This window comes from Sinorhizobium fredii USDA 257, assembly GCF_000265205.3.
Lineage (GTDB): Bacteria > Pseudomonadota > Alphaproteobacteria > Rhizobiales > Rhizobiaceae > Sinorhizobium > Sinorhizobium fredii_B.
Genome location: NC_018000.1, coordinates 3,797,434 through 3,811,524, shown reverse-complemented (window position 1 = coordinate 3,811,524; position 14,091 = coordinate 3,797,434). Strand labels below are relative to the sequence as shown.

18 protein-coding genes and 1 pseudogene are annotated in these 14,091 nt (G+C 59.9%); 11 read left to right on the top strand and 8 right to left on the bottom strand.

Annotation, left to right across the window (positions count from 1 at the left end):
* Positions 1–159 precede the first annotated feature (159 nt).
* Positions 160–435, top strand: coding sequence for a hypothetical protein (locus USDA257_RS17795; protein WP_041415376.1), 276 nt, complete (start codon positions 160–162; stop codon positions 433–435).
* Positions 436–512: 77 nt separating this feature from the next.
* Complete coding sequence (locus tag USDA257_RS34235) at positions 513–695, top strand: hypothetical protein (protein WP_080605623.1); 183 nt, start codon at positions 513–515, stop codon at positions 693–695.
* Here the strand turns inward: USDA257_RS34235 and USDA257_RS38820 are convergent.
* Positions 667–927: a hypothetical protein gene (locus USDA257_RS38820; RefSeq protein ID WP_041414359.1), complete on the bottom strand. Its 261-nt coding sequence runs from the start codon at positions 925–927 to the stop codon at positions 667–669. The two genes, USDA257_RS34235 and USDA257_RS38820, sit on opposite strands and share 29 nt — an antisense overlap.
* Positions 928–1,071: 144 nt before the next feature.
* Between USDA257_RS38820 and USDA257_RS17785 the strand changes: the two genes are divergently transcribed.
* Positions 1,072–2,055: a phosphotransferase enzyme family protein gene (locus USDA257_RS17785; RefSeq protein ID WP_014764338.1), complete on the top strand. Its 984-nt coding sequence runs from the start codon at positions 1,072–1,074 to the stop codon at positions 2,053–2,055.
* 131 nt (positions 2,056–2,186) lie between these two features.
* Here the strand turns inward: USDA257_RS17785 and USDA257_RS17780 are convergent, their stop codons facing one another.
* The 4 genes and pseudogenes from USDA257_RS17780 to USDA257_RS17765 form a co-directional block, all read right to left on the bottom strand.
* On the bottom strand, positions 2,187–2,510 hold the full coding sequence (locus USDA257_RS17780) for a hypothetical protein (RefSeq protein ID WP_014764337.1): 324 nt from the start codon (positions 2,508–2,510) through the stop codon (positions 2,187–2,189).
* Positions 2,511–2,830: 320 nt separating this feature from the next.
* Positions 2,831–3,175, bottom strand: a complete 345-nt coding sequence (locus tag USDA257_RS38815) for an SDR family NAD(P)-dependent oxidoreductase (RefSeq protein ID WP_052316343.1) — start codon at positions 3,173–3,175, stop codon at positions 2,831–2,833.
* Positions 3,176–3,210: 35 nt separating this feature from the next.
* A pseudogene (locus USDA257_RS34230) lies at positions 3,211–4,099 on the bottom strand (M20/M25/M40 family metallo-hydrolase).
* 264 nt (positions 4,100–4,363) lie between these two features.
* Positions 4,364–4,768 (bottom strand): MerR family transcriptional regulator, encoded by a 405-nt coding sequence (locus tag USDA257_RS17765; protein ID WP_014764336.1) that lies wholly within the window; start codon positions 4,766–4,768, stop codon positions 4,364–4,366.
* Positions 4,769–4,822: 54 nt separating this feature from the next.
* Here USDA257_RS17765 and USDA257_RS17760 point away from each other — a divergent pair, with 54 nt between their 5' ends.
* Together USDA257_RS17760 and USDA257_RS17755 are read left to right on the top strand one after the other, a co-directional pair.
* Positions 4,823–5,611, top strand: a complete 789-nt coding sequence (locus USDA257_RS17760) for a glutaredoxin family protein (protein WP_014764335.1) — start codon at positions 4,823–4,825, stop codon at positions 5,609–5,611.
* 165 nt (positions 5,612–5,776) lie between these two features.
* On the top strand, positions 5,777–7,672 hold the full coding sequence (locus USDA257_RS17755; RefSeq protein ID WP_041415374.1) for a DUF4396 domain-containing protein: 1,896 nt from the start codon (positions 5,777–5,779) through the stop codon (positions 7,670–7,672).
* A gap of 518 nt (positions 7,673–8,190) precedes the next feature.
* Here the strand turns inward: USDA257_RS17755 and USDA257_RS17745 are convergent.
* A complete protein-coding gene (locus USDA257_RS17745; RefSeq protein WP_014764332.1) occupies positions 8,191–8,709 on the bottom strand; it encodes a hypothetical protein in 519 nt (172 codons plus the stop codon).
* A gap of 69 nt (positions 8,710–8,778) precedes the next feature.
* On the opposite strand from USDA257_RS17745, the gene USDA257_RS17740 reads away from it, so the two are divergent.
* The 3 genes from USDA257_RS17740 (at position 8,779) to USDA257_RS17725 (ending at position 10,485) form a co-directional block, all read left to right on the top strand.
* A complete protein-coding gene (locus tag USDA257_RS17740; RefSeq protein WP_174900817.1) occupies positions 8,779–9,369 on the top strand; it encodes a Crp/Fnr family transcriptional regulator in 591 nt (196 codons plus the stop codon).
* 418 nt (positions 9,370–9,787) lie between these two features.
* Positions 9,788–9,967: a hypothetical protein gene (locus USDA257_RS17730; protein ID WP_014764329.1), complete on the top strand. Its 180-nt coding sequence runs from the start codon at positions 9,788–9,790 to the stop codon at positions 9,965–9,967.
* A complete protein-coding gene (locus USDA257_RS17725; protein ID WP_014764328.1) occupies positions 9,964–10,485 on the top strand; it encodes a hypothetical protein in 522 nt (173 codons plus the stop codon). Before USDA257_RS17730 ends, USDA257_RS17725 begins: the two co-directional genes overlap by 4 nt.
* 15 nt (positions 10,486–10,500) lie before the next feature.
* Here the strand turns inward: USDA257_RS17725 and USDA257_RS17720 are convergent, their stop codons facing one another.
* Positions 10,501–11,067 (bottom strand): cytochrome c, encoded by a 567-nt coding sequence (locus USDA257_RS17720; RefSeq protein WP_014764327.1) that lies wholly within the window; start codon positions 11,065–11,067, stop codon positions 10,501–10,503.
* A 197-nt stretch (positions 11,068–11,264) separates the two neighbouring features.
* On the bottom strand, positions 11,265–11,717 hold the full coding sequence (locus USDA257_RS17715; RefSeq protein ID WP_041415369.1) for a YqaA family protein: 453 nt from the start codon (positions 11,715–11,717) through the stop codon (positions 11,265–11,267).
* 209 nt (positions 11,718–11,926) lie between these two features.
* Here USDA257_RS17715 and USDA257_RS17710 point away from each other — a divergent pair, with 209 nt between their 5' ends.
* The 3 genes from USDA257_RS17710 to USDA257_RS17700 all read left to right on the top strand — a co-directional run bounded on the left by USDA257_RS17710 (position 11,927) and on the right by USDA257_RS17700 (position 14,086).
* A complete protein-coding gene (locus USDA257_RS17710; RefSeq protein ID WP_041414356.1) occupies positions 11,927–12,307 on the top strand; it encodes a hypothetical protein in 381 nt (126 codons plus the stop codon).
* A gap of 91 nt (positions 12,308–12,398) precedes the next feature.
* Positions 12,399–12,626 carry a hypothetical protein gene (locus tag USDA257_RS17705; protein ID WP_041414355.1) on the top strand — a complete coding sequence of 76 codons (228 nt, stop codon included), beginning with the start codon at positions 12,399–12,401 and terminating at the stop codon, positions 12,624–12,626.
* Positions 12,623–14,086 carry a TolC family protein gene (locus USDA257_RS17700; RefSeq protein WP_014764324.1) on the top strand — a complete coding sequence of 488 codons (1,464 nt, stop codon included), beginning with the start codon at positions 12,623–12,625 and terminating at the stop codon, positions 14,084–14,086. Before USDA257_RS17705 ends, USDA257_RS17700 begins: the two co-directional genes overlap by 4 nt.
* The last annotated feature ends 5 nt before the right edge of the window (positions 14,087–14,091 follow it).

Below are 14,091 nucleotides of genomic sequence, written 5' to 3'. Positions count from 1 at the left end.
TGCTGGGAGCAGTCAAGGCCGCTCGAAAGCGAGCACGTCCCACTCAAAGCGGAAGTAGTGCTGTAGTACTTTGAATTGCTGCACGATTGAGGAATCATGCAGCGGATGCAGCAGCAAGAGTGCGGCGAGTCGGACTGGCAACGAGTTAGGGGAGCCAAGATGGGAAAGTTTCTCGAGTTTCTCGGCGGCGCGATCGTCATCGGCACGCTGGTCGTGCTCGCCACCATGTTGATGCCCTCGCCCGACGTCAAAACGCTGCTTGCCGTTCTTCCCTGGGCGTTTGCGACCATTGCCGGTGGGTTGGTCCTAGTCGCTTTTGGCGGGATGCTCGATCACCTAGTTGCGATCCGCGCCGCGGCCGAGCGGCAGGCGGACATCTTTCAGCAGCTCCTCGAGCGGCGAGCGCCGGCGAAAAAGGAGCAAGGCAACACTTAGGCGCGACTGTCCCGCGCGACAAACTGGCCGGAACCTCATCGACTTCTCCTCCGTTTCGCTTGCGAAGGAGACCTCAGATGGCCATCAAGAACACGAACGCCGAACCCGAGCAGAGAAATCCGAAAGACGTGCATCCACCTGCAGGACGCCAGACGGATGCAGACGAGACTTCAATCGCGCCTCCCGTGGTTCAGCCTCCCGGCGCGAAGGACACCAGCGAAAAACCGAAGGTCAATCCGGTAACTGGTGGAGCAATGTAAGCCGGCGGTATTTGGCGAAACCGCACGATGCATGTGGCAGGCCGCCGTTGAAGGAGAGCGTCGTTTCGACCGACCACACCTTCACGCCGCCCACGATGTCGAGATGTCCATCCGGACCATCGAGGAGCGCGTAGCCATCCGCGATCGACTGGAGCTCGTCAAACCGGGCGAGGAGATCGTGCCTGGCATGCTGGTCCTGGACACCGCCGGCCATACGCCAGGTCCCGTACATTTGAATTCTTCATTGCGGAGGTGGAGGGTGGGAGCGGTAGTCCAATACAGATGCGGCATGACAGCTTCGCGCCATTGCGGTCGTTGTAGAACTCCGTAGTTTGCAAGGCTAGATTGCTTATACGGCACCCACGGAACACCGGCCATGTTTGACTTTGATCCGCTATATTCGACCTCTCAGATTGAGGCGATCGAACGCTTTATCGATAAGCACTATGTGTTGGGATCGCCGGTTTCTTGCCAATTGCTTCAACGCGGCTTGAATGACGTTTACCTGGCCAGCGTGACCAGCAGCGAGCGTTATGTGTTTCGGCTTTCTCACCACCGCGCGCGTGGGCCAGCCAACGTCAAGAGCGAAACTGCATTCTTGACGCACCTCTCTAAATTGGGAGTTCCGGTCGCCGCGCCCATTCCAACACGCGATGGCACGTTTTTCCTTCAAGGGCACGCACCAGAGGGTGCGCGCGACGGTGTGCTTTTTCAGGCGATCAATGGCCGAGAACCGCTTGCAACTGACACCGGTGATGCTTGGGCCAACGGAAAGACCCTTGCTCTACTACATAACGCGGCCGAGACATTTCCGGTTGGCGGTGCGCTGTATCGGCTTGATCTGGAACATTTACTGCATCGGCCTCTTGCCCGAATTCGCGATAGCGGAATTGTGGAAGACGCACATGTCCTTAGCGACCTTGGACAGATCGCCGAGCGGACTGCGACGGCTATCAAGGCGTTCAGCAATCTAACATGGACGTATTGCCACGGGGACTGCCATGGCTTCAATTCGCGGATAAATGGGGCTGGAGAAGCGGTGTTTTTCGACTTCGATGACGGAGGTCCGGGATACCTTGCGTATGACTTGGCCGTTTTTTTGTGGGCACAAGTCTCCTTCGGCCGGTCGTTGACTGCTATGTGGGCTGCCTTCGTTGATGGATATCAGTCAATCCGACCAATAACTCCTGACGACTTCGAAGCAGCTATTCGGTTTGTGATCGTCCGCCATTTTTGGCTGATGGGTGAGTACGCGAGCCGCGCGCGAGAGTGGGGGAGCAACAGTGTCGGGTGGATAGCACGGGAGGTGACTTTTCTCAGGACGTGGGAGACCGAGCGATTTGTCGGTCGTCTATTCTGAAGTCTGCCGGCGTCTTTGCTTGAGCGCATTCCAGACAGGTGGTCCCGCAACAGCGCTTACAATTGGTCGATGGCTGACCTAAAAAATCATTCAGCTCGCGAACGCGCGCCGTATCCGGCCGGAGGCTCAGCCTACCTCTCAAGTGAGCCCGCAACGCTGCCCATCGCTTTTGCCTCAGTGTGTGGCGCGAAGAAGCAGCGGATCGTCATATGCGGGGCGGACGTGCAGATGTGATACTGGCTGTCTTCGCTCTCCAAAACCCGGTCCCTGGGGATAAAGTATCTTGTCTTGGACCCGGTGCGGATGTTGAAGTTGCCGCCCGGCAGCGGCTCGACATAGCGCGGGCTGATGACCCGGCAGTCCTTGTTGTCGCAGCATTCGTAGCCGGTGACCGGATCATGGTGGCCGGAATACCAATTATGGGCGACAGCAAGGGCGATGAGGACGAGCTTCATATCCGCTTGACCTTCTCGGTGCCGAGGGCCAGTACTCAATTTCGAAAAGACCCCACGGTATGACAATAGGGGACGTTTGCGAGTGCTCCAAGCGTTTCCGGCGGACCGCGGCGCTCGCCAACGGCTTCTGACACAGCCGCTCGATCTTGTGACCGGTCGACCAAAGCAGTTCGCGACCGATGCCTTCGGAAGCGCCGAACCTCGCCTTCGGTTCAAGTCTACAAGTCTAGGTCAAGCCTAAATAGGAAACGATTCCCCAAGTCGGATCGTCAGATTGGATCGTCTTCCCTATCATCCGCGAGGCAGCGCCTGCTGTACCGTCATGAACACCCCGATGACATTGGTCGCCAGGACCGCCGAGAAGACCTCGCGTGTCGCACTACCCCGCGTGGCATCACGATATGATCCGGCATTAGCGAAGACAACATCGATGCCGCAAACGCAGCGGCCGCGGCCCCCAACGTCCTGGACATTGCCTCATCGTCGTCGACGTCAGCTTCGCAGGCGATAACCTTGCCCAGAATTTCGACCGCGTCGTCGAGTTGGCTCCGCCCGCGGACCGTGATCGCTACTCGCGCGCCCTCTCGGAGAAACACCTTCGCTGCGGAAAGGCCGATTCCACTGCTGCCGCCTGTGATGAACGCCGCTTGATCCTTCAGACGCATGCTGCCTCCCCCGTTCGACTACAAATCTGTGCGACTTAGCAGGCCGACTTCACCCCAGAGACCCTCTGTGGAGCACCTGTCTCGCCAAGGTCCCAATAGATGCCTGCCATCACCGCCAGCCCCTCGCGAATGATGGCTGTCGGGAGATGTTCGTTGGGGCGCATGCTGGGACATCCTGGATAGGAATGCGGTATCCAGATCGTGGGAAGCCCGAGAATTTCCGAGAAGAGTCGTTCGGCAGCGAGCGGCCAAGATTGGGAAGTACGGCTGGCTTCTTCCCTGCGGTTTGGGCGGTCGAGCCGACGGCCCACCGGACCCAGGGATGATCCGGGTCGAGGCGCGTGGCGTAGAACGCCCGGACAGCCTTGGGCCGTCGGACGCGATCAGGACGTCCGAGCAAGAGTTCCTTGTGGCTTTCGGCTAGCTCCCGTAGCCCGGGAGAGACCTTCTCCTCGCCCATCTCGATCAGATACTTGGCGTTGAATCCGAGCCTCCCGCGGGTTTCCAGCACGGCCCGAAGCGCGCCGATGTTGACGGAGTGCTGGCCCTTGTTGTCGGCGGTGCCGCGTCCGAACCACTTCCCGTCGCTCTCTATCAGGCTCCAGGGCGACAGCCCCTCGTCCCAGTCAGCGTCGAGACCTCGTACGACATCGCCATGCCCGTAGCCAGCACCGTCGGACGACCTTCCTCCTCAATGCACTGGGCATAGAGAAAGGGCCAGCCATCTTGGGAAAGCTCGCGGCAGGCAAATCCAAGCTCTTCCAAGGCGTGAACCATTTCGCTCTTGATATACGCGGTCAATACCGAACGGCGGTCTGGGTTTTGGCTCTCAGTCGGGATAGCAACCCGCCGCGCGAGATGGGCGCGGAAGTCACCGGAATCGAAATAGTCTTCTGCCTTGGCTATGGCGGCGTCGCGGGTCATTTGAAAAGCGCCTAGACTTTTTGAAGCTCTGTTCAGTAGATAGTTCCCCGCCGTCACGGGCCAGGCGCGCCGATCAATGAAAGCGTCATTGCTGATCGTACTCGGCGGCGAGAGCATACTCTAGTTGTCTAGACTTGGGATTACCCATGCGGGCTATGTACGATGTCGCGCCATGTTCGATAAAAGGCCACGCGTGCTTGGACGGGTAGCCACGCCCTCTCTCGGTGGCCGTTTTCGACCGAAAACTTGCACTGTGATCCGAATTCAGACCCCAAAGGACGCTAGGATCGGGCAAGGCCCGGTCTTGCCCTCTGCGCATTCGGAGACCAGCTTACGGAGTGCTTCCCGAGCACGATTAAGCTCTCCGATCCTGGCTTCCAGCTGCTCAAGCCTTTTCTTCGCCAGTTCCCGTGCTGCCGGGCGGTTGTGTCCGGCATCCAGCGCCAGAAGCTCCCCGATCTCCTCCAGCGTGAAGCCCGCCGTCTGCGCCTGTTTGATGAACCGCAGCCGACGCACGTCTTCGCCGCCATAACGCCGCACGCCCTCCAGCCGCTTCGGCGTCGCCAACAGCCCCTTGCGCTGGTAGAAGCGGATGGTCTCAACACCCACGCCTCCGGCAGCCGCAAGTTTCCCGATCGTCAGTTCTTGAGGGTCTTGACTCCGTACCATGGTACGGAACTTATAGTCCTGCCAACGATTTCACAAGGACAAGGAGATGTGAAAATGTTGGACAAGACCAATCCGCAGAATCTCTCCACGAAGGCCGTCCTGTACCGGATGGTGATGCCAAGCCACACCTGCCCCTACGGACTGAAGACGAAGGACCTGCTGCAGCGGTCAGGCTACGAGGTGGATGATCATCACCTGACCACCCGCGAGGAAACGGACGCTTTCAAGGCGCAGCACGGCGTGGCGACGACGCCTCAGGTCTTCATCGATGGTAAGCGGGTCGGCGGCTACGACGATTTGCGTCGTTTTATGGGGAAGCCGGTCGCCGATCCGAAGGCGACTACCTACCGCCCGGTTACCGTGCTGTTCACGCTGACCGCACTCACGGCGATGGCGGCGAGCCATGCCGTCAACGGAACTCCATTCACCTTGCGCGCAGCCGAATGGTTCGTCGCCTTTTCAATGGTGGTTCTGGCAATGATGAAACTCCAGAACGTCGAGAGCTTTGCGACGATGTTCCTGAACTATGACCTCCTGGCAAAGCGCTGGGTGCCATACAGCTACATCTATCCCTATGCCGAAGGACTGGCTGGCGTGCTCATGGTGGCAGGCGTTCTGAATTGGCTGTCGGTTCCGGTCGCGATGTTCATCGGTACGGTAGGGGCTGTTTCGGTCTTCAAGGCCGTCTACATTGACAAGCGTGAACTGAAGTGCGCTTGCGTCGGCGGATCGAGCGACGTCCCCCTTGGTTTCATCTCGCTGACCGAAAACCTGATGATGATCGCCATGGCAGTCTGGATGGCCGCTGGGAGCATTGGCCTCTCGGCAACCCACGCCATGTAGTGCTGCTGCACGATGCGAACGCCACTGTCCAGGAGAAGGTTCCGGAAATCCCGCCGGCGGTTCGCCCGCGTGCTTCCAGAAACTGCGGGTTGACCTTCCAACAGTTGTAACGCGCAAACTTTCCGGGGATCGCAGTTCCGCAACCGCGCAAGGGAGATGATGAACATGTTCATCCAGCCAATCGACTATCTGCTGTTCGGCTGGTTCGTCCTGGCGGTTGGCAGCACCATCTATGTGGCCTGGGACCAGTTCCGGAACAATCCCGAGCCGTCGGTGATGAAATGGGGCTTCATCCTCGTCACGCTTTATCTCGGCCCGGTCGGACTGCTGCTATATGTGCTGGCCGACAAGGAACCTGTCCCCGGCACCCATGAGGAGTTTATCAGGCCGCTTTGGAAGCAAGGGGTGGGCAGCACTATTCATTGCGTCGCGGGAGACGCGACCGGAATCATCATCGCGGCCGTTATCACGGCGGTCCTGGGTTTGCCGATGTGGCTCGACATCATCATCGAGTACGCGGCTGGCTTCGCCCTCGGCCTCTTCATCTTCCAGGCGCTGTTCATGAAGAACATGATGGGCGGAAGCTATTCGGAGAACGTCCGCAAGTCGTTCATGCCCGAATTCATCAGCATGAATGCAATGATGGCCGGCATGGCTCCGGTTATGGCAATCCTGATGATGGGCCGCGATATGCGTGCCATGTGGCCGGGCGAGATGCTGTTCTGGGGCGTCATGGCTCTCGGCGTTGGCGTCGGCTTCCTCGCCGCCTATCCGTTCAACGTCTGGCTCGTCGCCAAAGGCATGAAGCATGGCCTCATGACGGATCGTAGCGAGCATTCCTCGGAGACGCCGGCATCCGAAATGAGCAACAGTCACGCCACCCAAGCTGCTCACTCCTTCGCGCATGGCATGGCGCGAGAACACCACTCCCAGCACAGGCAACACTCGCCAGCGTTCGATCCGACAAGAGCGCAGATCACTGCCGTGGCGGCGTTCACGACGATCCTCCTCGCTGCCGGGTTCGCGTACCCGTTCGCCAAGGTGAACATGCGGCTAAGCGCCCATGAGGTGGGCGGCGCTATCATGGCTCCCGGCATGGTCATGACCTTCGACACGCCAGGACGGGCGATGCTGGACATGGCAGCCGTCGATCCACGGAACGTCAGCTTCGAGGCTGAGCCAACCGCGCAAGGCGCACAGACTTTGAAGCCGCGCCTGGACGGCGGTGTCAAGATCTTCGACCTCGAAGCCTCTGTCGTCCGCTGGCCGATTCTCCCTGGCGAGACCGTTGAGGCCTACGCGTACAACAATCAGGTCCCAGGCCCGACTCTGCGCGTAAAGGAAGGCGACCGGGTAAGGATCAATGTCACCAATAGGCTGCCGGAAAGCACCACGGTCCATTGGCACGGCCTGATCCTGCCGAACGACATGGACGGTCCGGCAGAGATCACGCAGAAGCCCATCGAACCCGGCGAAACCTACAGCTACGAGTACACGGTCGGTCAGAGCGGCACCTACTTCTACCACACGCATGACCATGTCGACCGCCAGCAATCGCTCGGCCTCTACGGAGCCTTGATCATCGATCCCGAGGACCCCTCCGACGATATTCCCGCCGATCTGGAATATACTATGCAGCTTCAGGAGTGGCTAAAGCGCGAGTGGCTAACCTTCCCCGCGATGCCGATGGAAGGTGCGCTCCCGAACTTCTTCACCATCAACGGGAAATCGTATCCGGCAACCGACACGATAAGAATGAAGGTCGGGCAAACGCTCAAGGTTCGCTTCGTCGGGTCGCACACGACGGCAATACACCCGATGCACATCCACGGCGGGCCTTTCGAGGTTGCCGCAGTCGACGGCGTGACGCTGCGGCAAAGCGCCCGCTATCTCGCCGACACTGTAAATGTCGGCCCTGGTCAGCGGTTCGACGTTCTGTGGAAGGCCCAGCGTCCCGGAAAATGGCTCGTTCACTGCCATATCTCCCATCATACCACGAACAACAATGTCGAGATTCAGGGAGGCGGCGGCTTGATGCTGGTGATCGACGTGCAGAGTTGATCCTCGGTACGCGTGTCCCTGACGCCGGGGGTTCGACACGACCCTCCCCTGGCCGAAATCTCACAAGACATCGTTGAATGTTATCGCCCCGATGCTGAAATGTGGTCGCTTAAAAAACGGGAAATCCCGGCCCGACGCCGGCACTTTCCGCATCTGGCGACGAGCACATACCATTCGGGGCGCTCCTCCAAGGTCGAGTCAATTTCAGCGACGTCCTTGGATGGCGTAAGGTCGATCCCCGACGATGCCTCATCGTCATCCTTTCGAAGCTCGGTCTCCAACCGCGTAAACAAGCTGCTTCTCGGCAAGCTGCCGGCCGCCTCCGAAGCGATCGTCGCCGCGATTGAAGACGCTGGCTACAAGGCTTCGTTCGCGAAGTCCTGCTGCAGCCACGTCGCATGAATTCAACACGCGCCGTCGCAACGGCGCGTGTTGTTGGTGAACAAAGATGGAACGCAAGTGCACGGTAACAGACGACTGCTGTCCAGGGAAGACGGGGCGGCTCTACCAGCCTTGTCCTACCGGGAATATCCGCGCAACTCGCTGTAGCGGTCGATCTGGCTCGCGCTCAGAACCTTTAGCATCTCCAGGTGCGCGGCCAGATGGATGTAACGGAGGTTGGCGCGGCTCGCCTCAATCCGGCGGAGACGTTCGCGCAGCCCACCATGGTTGATCGAGCGCTCGCGGAAAGCGAACTCGAGCGCCTGTTCCCCGGCCACCAATCTCTTGCCTTCCGCAACCGCTTCGCCGCGCATTCTCTGGAAAATGCTCCGCGTTCTATCCTCCTGTTCGCCAGTCAAATGAAGCTCGGCCTTCATCTTCAGCACGTGTGACGGCCCGGGCATTCCGTTGAGCTCGGCGGGCTTCGCCAAGCCCCAGCCTCCTCCAGTCTCCAGCTCGGCAATGTCTTTCGCCGATAGGCTTTTTATGTCGCGATGCTCCTGTCCGGCATACGGTGAAGAATGGACGTGTTTGCCCTCCGCAGCAGCGGAAATTGGAAGCAGCAAAACTGCGAGCGCAGGGATAAGCTTTTTCATGAGTCACCGTTCACAAGTTCGAGGCCTCGAGCTTGCCAAACGATGATCGTCCTGGCCATGATAGCTATCATGTCGGATCAAATTCTCGTCCATCTCCAGCCGAAAGCGGTCGCGAAAAAGTCGCTCGAAAAGAATGAGCACCTCTTTCATCGGGGCGACCCCGTTCGTGCACTGTTTCTCGTAATGGAGGGGTGCGTCAACCTCCTGCGCTACCACGAGGACGGCAGCCCCGCTGTCTTGCAGCGTTCAGCGAGCCGCTCGATTCTAGCGGAGGCCTCCGTGTTTTCGGATCATTATCACTGCGATGCCGTGGCGGCGACGCAGACGGACATTCTGGTTGTCCCCGTGGGCGTCATTCGTGACCTGCTGGACAATGAGCCCGCATTTGCCCGCGCTTGGGCACGGCATCTATCGCACGAGCTTCAGAGCGCCAGGAAACGAGCCGAGATCGTGTCGTTGCGCACGGTGGGAGCCAGGCTCGACGCTTGGCTAACGTGGAATGACGGGCAGCTTCCAGCCAAGGGTGAATGGCGCAGACTGGCCGAGGAGATCGGCGTATCTCCCGAAGCGCTCTATCGGGAATTGTCCAGCCGCCGACACCTCATCCTACAGGAAGGTCGATCGATGAAGCCCAGCAGCAAACGCGCTATCACCCCTTGACGCCAACCCCTGCCATGGCGCCGATCGGCCGGAATGCCCGATCATCGTAGAGATCGCTAACGCGGCCGATGCCAAGAAGCCCCGGCGTCAATGCGCGTTCGGCCTGAACGCCTTGTGACGCATTGGAATCGGCATCCGCCTTTCTTCGCGAGGGGTCATTTCGGAGAGAGAACACAATCCCGAACGAGGAGGAATGTTCTCTCCACCACTGTGACGATCCGCGGCTGAACCAGAAGGGATCTGGACACGCCTAAGTAGGTGCCAGGAACAGTTGTAGCTGTCTTTTTTCAGATCGAAATAGGCCGTTTCAGGTCGACAAAATTAAGCTAAATATTTCGTAAACTCTGCGGTGTTGCAAAACTCCCGATAGAACGTCGAGCCACGGGACCGGATGCTAAGATGGCGGAGACAAAGAGAGATGGCCGAGGGAAACGACTATCCTGGCATGCCGCGCTGGGTAAAAATCTCCGGGATCGTTGCCGCTGTGCTGATATTGCTTGCGGCGATGATCGTCGTCTTCGATATCGGCGGTCCCCACGGCCCAGGCCGCCACATGTCGCCCGACAGCGAAATGCCGCCAGCAGGTGACCCTCCATGACGATGCCTCCTGCCCTGCGGAAGTTCACTCTCGTGGTGCATGTCATCTCATCCGTCAGTTCGCTCGGCGCGGTGGCGTGTTTCCTTGCGCTGGGACTCGTCGGCCTCGGCAGCGCGGATGCCCAGACAGCAGGAAGCCTCTATGTGGCGATGGACGCCATTGCGCGGCTCGTCATACTTCCTATGGTTTTGGCATCGCTCATCACAGGACTCGTCCAGGCACTCGGAACAGTCTGGGGCGTGTTCCTCCACTACTGGGTGCTCGCGAAATTCCTGCTGACCGTGCTGACCGCCGTCGTCCTACTGCTGCAGTTGGACCTGATAGGCTATGTCGCGGCGGCTGCTGCGAAAGGACTAGCGGAAGCCGATCTTCTCGGTCCGAGAAGCTCACTCGTGGTCCACGCCGCTGGCGGCATAGTCGTGCTGATCACGACGACGGTGCTTTCGATCTACAAGCCGCGCGGATTGACGCGCTACGGATGGCGTAAACAGCACGGCCAACTCGCCAATCGACCGTAGCTCCGCACACGTCGGCTACTCGGCTCGCACTCGAAATTGGGCATGGCAGGAGGTGCAGGTCTGAAGCATCAGGTGAAACGCATGCTCGGCGGGCATTGAACTCACATCCCGATCCGCCTCCGCTTTCCTGGCAAGCGGTCCGCCCATCATCGCGTCTCCACCTTGCATGCGCATCTGAGGACTAAGAACATCCGGATTGCGCTCTGCCGCCGCCGCGAGCGCCGAAGCATAGACGCCAAGGTCGGCGGCCAGTTTGTCGAACTTCTGGCGTTCGGCTTCGATATTGGCGCTGGCCTTCGAACCGGGTGCGGCGATAGACCCGTCGAAAAGCGATGACAGCCTGTCTCCCGAATGAGACCCGACGGATTCAGCCGCGGCCTTGAACGCCTTCGCGTCATAAGGGGACGACCCCTTGAACATGGCGTCGATGCTCTTGGCTGCATTCGCCATCGCTTTCATGTCCTGCTGTCTTTGCTGCACGATGTCGCGCGGCTGAGACTCAGGTGCCGCCGCCGCGGGGATCGCCGCCACGGCCGCCCCTGCAAGGACGAGCCGGAACGTCATCGCCGCCTTTGGCCCCATTCAGCTCTCCCCTTCCACGAATTCATCGAACGCGCGATTGATCACGGTCAACGCGAGCGGCACTACGCTGCTTCGCTCGAGCGAGATGATGAGAGATCGGTGGCCGTTTTGGGGCGGTATCGCGATCGTCGGGCCTTAGCCACGTCCCTCCTGGATGAGCGTCTCCAAGCTGCGATCACGCTCACCCCTGTTGTAGGCTAACCACCCAGCACCGACTGAGTCCCCAGCGTGGCTGCGGTGAGGACGAGATACCGTCCGGCCTTTGCGACCGTCACCAGCAGCAAGAAAGACCAGAGGGGCTCCCGCAACACCCCGGCAAGCACCGTGAGGGCGTCCCCGATCAGCGGCATCCAGGAGAGAAGCAGCGACCAGCGGCCATAGCGCCGATACCATCCACTAGCTTTTGTCAGGGAGGACGGCTTAACCGGAAACCAGGGCCGGTCATGGAAACGGTCGATGAAAAGGCCGAGAACCCAATTGAAGACTGCGCCTAGTACGTTACCGATGGTGGCAACAACAAGAAGCCATGCGGTCGAAAACTTGCCGGACGCAAGGAGGCCAACAAGCAAGGGCTCTGATTGGAATGGCAACACCGTCGCCGCGCCGAAGGCGACCAAGAACAATCCCAGATACGCAGCGAGGCTCGTCATCGGGTCTCGTAAAATGACAAGAACGATTGAGTCGTCGTCGTTCTGCATTCGAAAACTTTCTCGCTTGACCTTACCATCGTTGGAACCAGTACACCTTCAATCAGCATCGCAAGACGATCAGCCGATTTGCTGCAGTGCCATATAATAGACGCGAATACGAACGACGATAGAAGCTGACAACTGAACGGACCGATGGTAGTCCTCGGGGCATGGGTATGTTTCGAATCACATTGCAAAAGATGTTGGTTCTGCTCCGCTTGGCGATTGTCATGTCGCTGACGGTTTACTCATTGCCGACGGCGGCTGCCGCCATGCATGGCGCTTGGTCCAATCCTGAAATCGCGCAGTCCGACAATCATCATCATGAGATGGCGAGCGGCGGACATACGCATGGCGACCAGAAGTCCTCCCCGGAAGGTGCGCAGAAGCTTGCGAAGACCGACTGCTGCAAGGGATTCTGTGTCAGCATGGCGATTGTTGCGGAAACCGACCCTGTTGGTGGACCGCGGGTAGCCTCCATCCGTGAGTTCATCGACGATGCCCGGACCACGGGCGAGCTTCCGCCTCTGCACCGTCCCCCAAATATCTGAATAGGACGCACCCGTTCTTCTCACGGGTCTCAGGAGTGTTCGCGAGTAAGTTGCTCTCGAGCGCCGCTAGAATTCCTATTCGGATAAAACCATGAAACCATTGTTCTTCGTGGCCGCCCTGCCGCTTTTCGCGAGCGGATGCGCCGCCACATTGCCTCCCGATGTCATTGCCACGGGCGACCTCGCCGCCTCCCAGGCTCAGGTCCGCCCCCTCAGATATACGAGCCCGATTTCGGGCTACACCCACCGCGTTCCGGTCGATCCCCAGCCGTGGCGCAACCAGAACGACGCGCAGACTCCGGAAGGAGGCGCGTCATGATGAGAGCCACTGTCAAACTCGCTGCGACCCTCGCCCTGCCGCTCGTGCTCGGCGGCTGCGTGTCAGCCACGGGGTATGCGGCGAAAAACGCTGGCTTCTCCTCGGTCGAGGCCAAGACCGCCGAGGCCGCAGGCAAGCAGACGGTCTGGATACAGAACCAGCAGCAGGCACGCGTCGTCTCCGACCGCGTAAAGACGCTGATGGCGAAGAAGACCATCGACGTCGAGACCGCCGTCCAGGTGGCGCTTCTCAACAACAAGGGTCTGCAGGCGGCCTACGCGGACCTCGGTGACACGGCCGCCGACGCCTGGCAATCGACGATGCTCGTCAATCCGACCGTTTCCCTCGGAGTCACCGGTATCGGCGCGCCGGGGCTGGAAGCCTTCAGGTCCGTAGAAGGCATGATCGCCAACAATATTCTCGCGCTTGCCACCCGAGACCGGAATATTGCCATCGCCGACACCCAGTTCCGAAGGGCGCAGTTGAATGCCGCGCTTCGCACGCTACAGCTAGCCTCAGATACACGCCGTGCCTGGATCAATGCGGTAGCCGCCTGGGAAACGGTCGGCCAGCTCAACCAGGCGCAGGCCGCGGCGGATGCGGCCTCGGAACTTGCACAGGAACTCGGCAAGAGCGGCGCGCTGACGAAAGAAGGTCAGGCCCGCGAGCATGTGTTCTATGCCGAACTGGCGGGACAGACGGCAAAGGCGCGGCTGGAGGCGAGGCTCGCCAAAGAAGAGCTGACGCGGCTGATGGGGCTCTGGGGTTCGGGGATCGACTATCAGGTTCCGAACCGTCTGCCGCAATTGCCTAGGGGAATTATGAAGCGTGACCTGATCGAGGCGGAATCGATCCAGCGCCGCGTCGATCTGCAGATGGCGAAGCTCGACCTCGAGGCGACCGCCAAGTCCTACAGGCTGACGGAAGCGACCCGTTACGTCACCGACCTCGAACTCCTCACCGGGTTCGAGACGGAGCGGGAAAAGGAGGACGGTGAGGTCGAAACCGAGACAACCGGCCAGGCAGAACTCGAATTCGTCATCCCGATCTTCGACAGCGGCAAGGCGCGCATGCGCAAAGCGGAGCTTGCCTATATGCGGGCGGCGAACCTTCTCGCGGAAAAGGCGGTCAACGTCCGCTCCGAAGCGCGCTCGGCCTACCAGGCGTACCGTGCCAACCACGACATTGCCCGCCACTACCGAAACAGCGTCGTGCCGCTGCGCACCAAGATCGAGGAGGAATCCCTCCTCACCTACAACGCCATGATCACCAACACCTTCGAGCTGCTTGCCGACAGCCGCGAGAAGGTCAATGCGAACCTGCTTGCCGTCAACGCCAAGCGCGACTTCTGGCTGGCCGAGGCCAATCTCGTCCCCGCCATCTACGGCGGCGGCGCGGGTGCGGCCGCCGGCGGAACGGAAATCGCGGCTGCCGCCGAAAGCGGTGGTGGCGGCCACTGAGAAAG

Excerpts from the sequence above, each read along its gene's own strand:
- USDA257_RS17795 (WP_041415376.1), top strand. The coding sequence starts at position 160 with ATGGGAAAGTTTCTCGAGTTTCTCGGCGGCGCGATCGTCATCGGCACG.
- USDA257_RS34235 (WP_080605623.1), top strand. The coding sequence starts at position 513 with ATGGCCATCAAGAACACGAACGCCGAACCCGAGCAGAGAAATCCGAAA.
- USDA257_RS38820 (WP_041414359.1), bottom strand. The coding sequence starts at position 927 with ATGTACGGGACCTGGCGTATGGCCGGCGGTGTCCAGGACCAGCATGCC.
- USDA257_RS17785 (WP_014764338.1), top strand. The coding sequence starts at position 1,072 with ATGTTTGACTTTGATCCGCTATATTCGACCTCTCAGATTGAGGCGATC.
- USDA257_RS17780 (WP_014764337.1), bottom strand. The coding sequence starts at position 2,510 with ATGAAGCTCGTCCTCATCGCCCTTGCTGTCGCCCATAATTGGTATTCC.
- USDA257_RS38815 (WP_052316343.1), bottom strand. The coding sequence starts at position 3,175 with ATGCGTCTGAAGGATCAAGCGGCGTTCATCACAGGCGGCAGCAGTGGA.
- USDA257_RS17765 (WP_014764336.1), bottom strand. The coding sequence starts at position 4,768 with ATGGTACGGAGTCAAGACCCTCAAGAACTGACGATCGGGAAACTTGCG.
- USDA257_RS17760 (WP_014764335.1), top strand. The coding sequence starts at position 4,823 with ATGTTGGACAAGACCAATCCGCAGAATCTCTCCACGAAGGCCGTCCTG.
- USDA257_RS17755 (WP_041415374.1), top strand. The coding sequence starts at position 5,777 with ATGTTCATCCAGCCAATCGACTATCTGCTGTTCGGCTGGTTCGTCCTG.
- USDA257_RS17745 (WP_014764332.1), bottom strand. The coding sequence starts at position 8,709 with ATGAAAAAGCTTATCCCTGCGCTCGCAGTTTTGCTGCTTCCAATTTCC.
- USDA257_RS17740 (WP_174900817.1), top strand. The coding sequence starts at position 8,779 with ATGTCGGATCAAATTCTCGTCCATCTCCAGCCGAAAGCGGTCGCGAAA.
- USDA257_RS17730 (WP_014764329.1), top strand. The coding sequence starts at position 9,788 with ATGGCCGAGGGAAACGACTATCCTGGCATGCCGCGCTGGGTAAAAATC.
- USDA257_RS17725 (WP_014764328.1), top strand. The coding sequence starts at position 9,964 with ATGACGATGCCTCCTGCCCTGCGGAAGTTCACTCTCGTGGTGCATGTC.
- USDA257_RS17720 (WP_014764327.1), bottom strand. The coding sequence starts at position 11,067 with ATGGGGCCAAAGGCGGCGATGACGTTCCGGCTCGTCCTTGCAGGGGCG.
- USDA257_RS17715 (WP_041415369.1), bottom strand. The coding sequence starts at position 11,717 with ATGACGAGCCTCGCTGCGTATCTGGGATTGTTCTTGGTCGCCTTCGGC.
- USDA257_RS17710 (WP_041414356.1), top strand. The coding sequence starts at position 11,927 with ATGGGTATGTTTCGAATCACATTGCAAAAGATGTTGGTTCTGCTCCGC.
- USDA257_RS17705 (WP_041414355.1), top strand. The coding sequence starts at position 12,399 with ATGAAACCATTGTTCTTCGTGGCCGCCCTGCCGCTTTTCGCGAGCGGA.
- USDA257_RS17700 (WP_014764324.1), top strand. The coding sequence starts at position 12,623 with ATGATGAGAGCCACTGTCAAACTCGCTGCGACCCTCGCCCTGCCGCTC.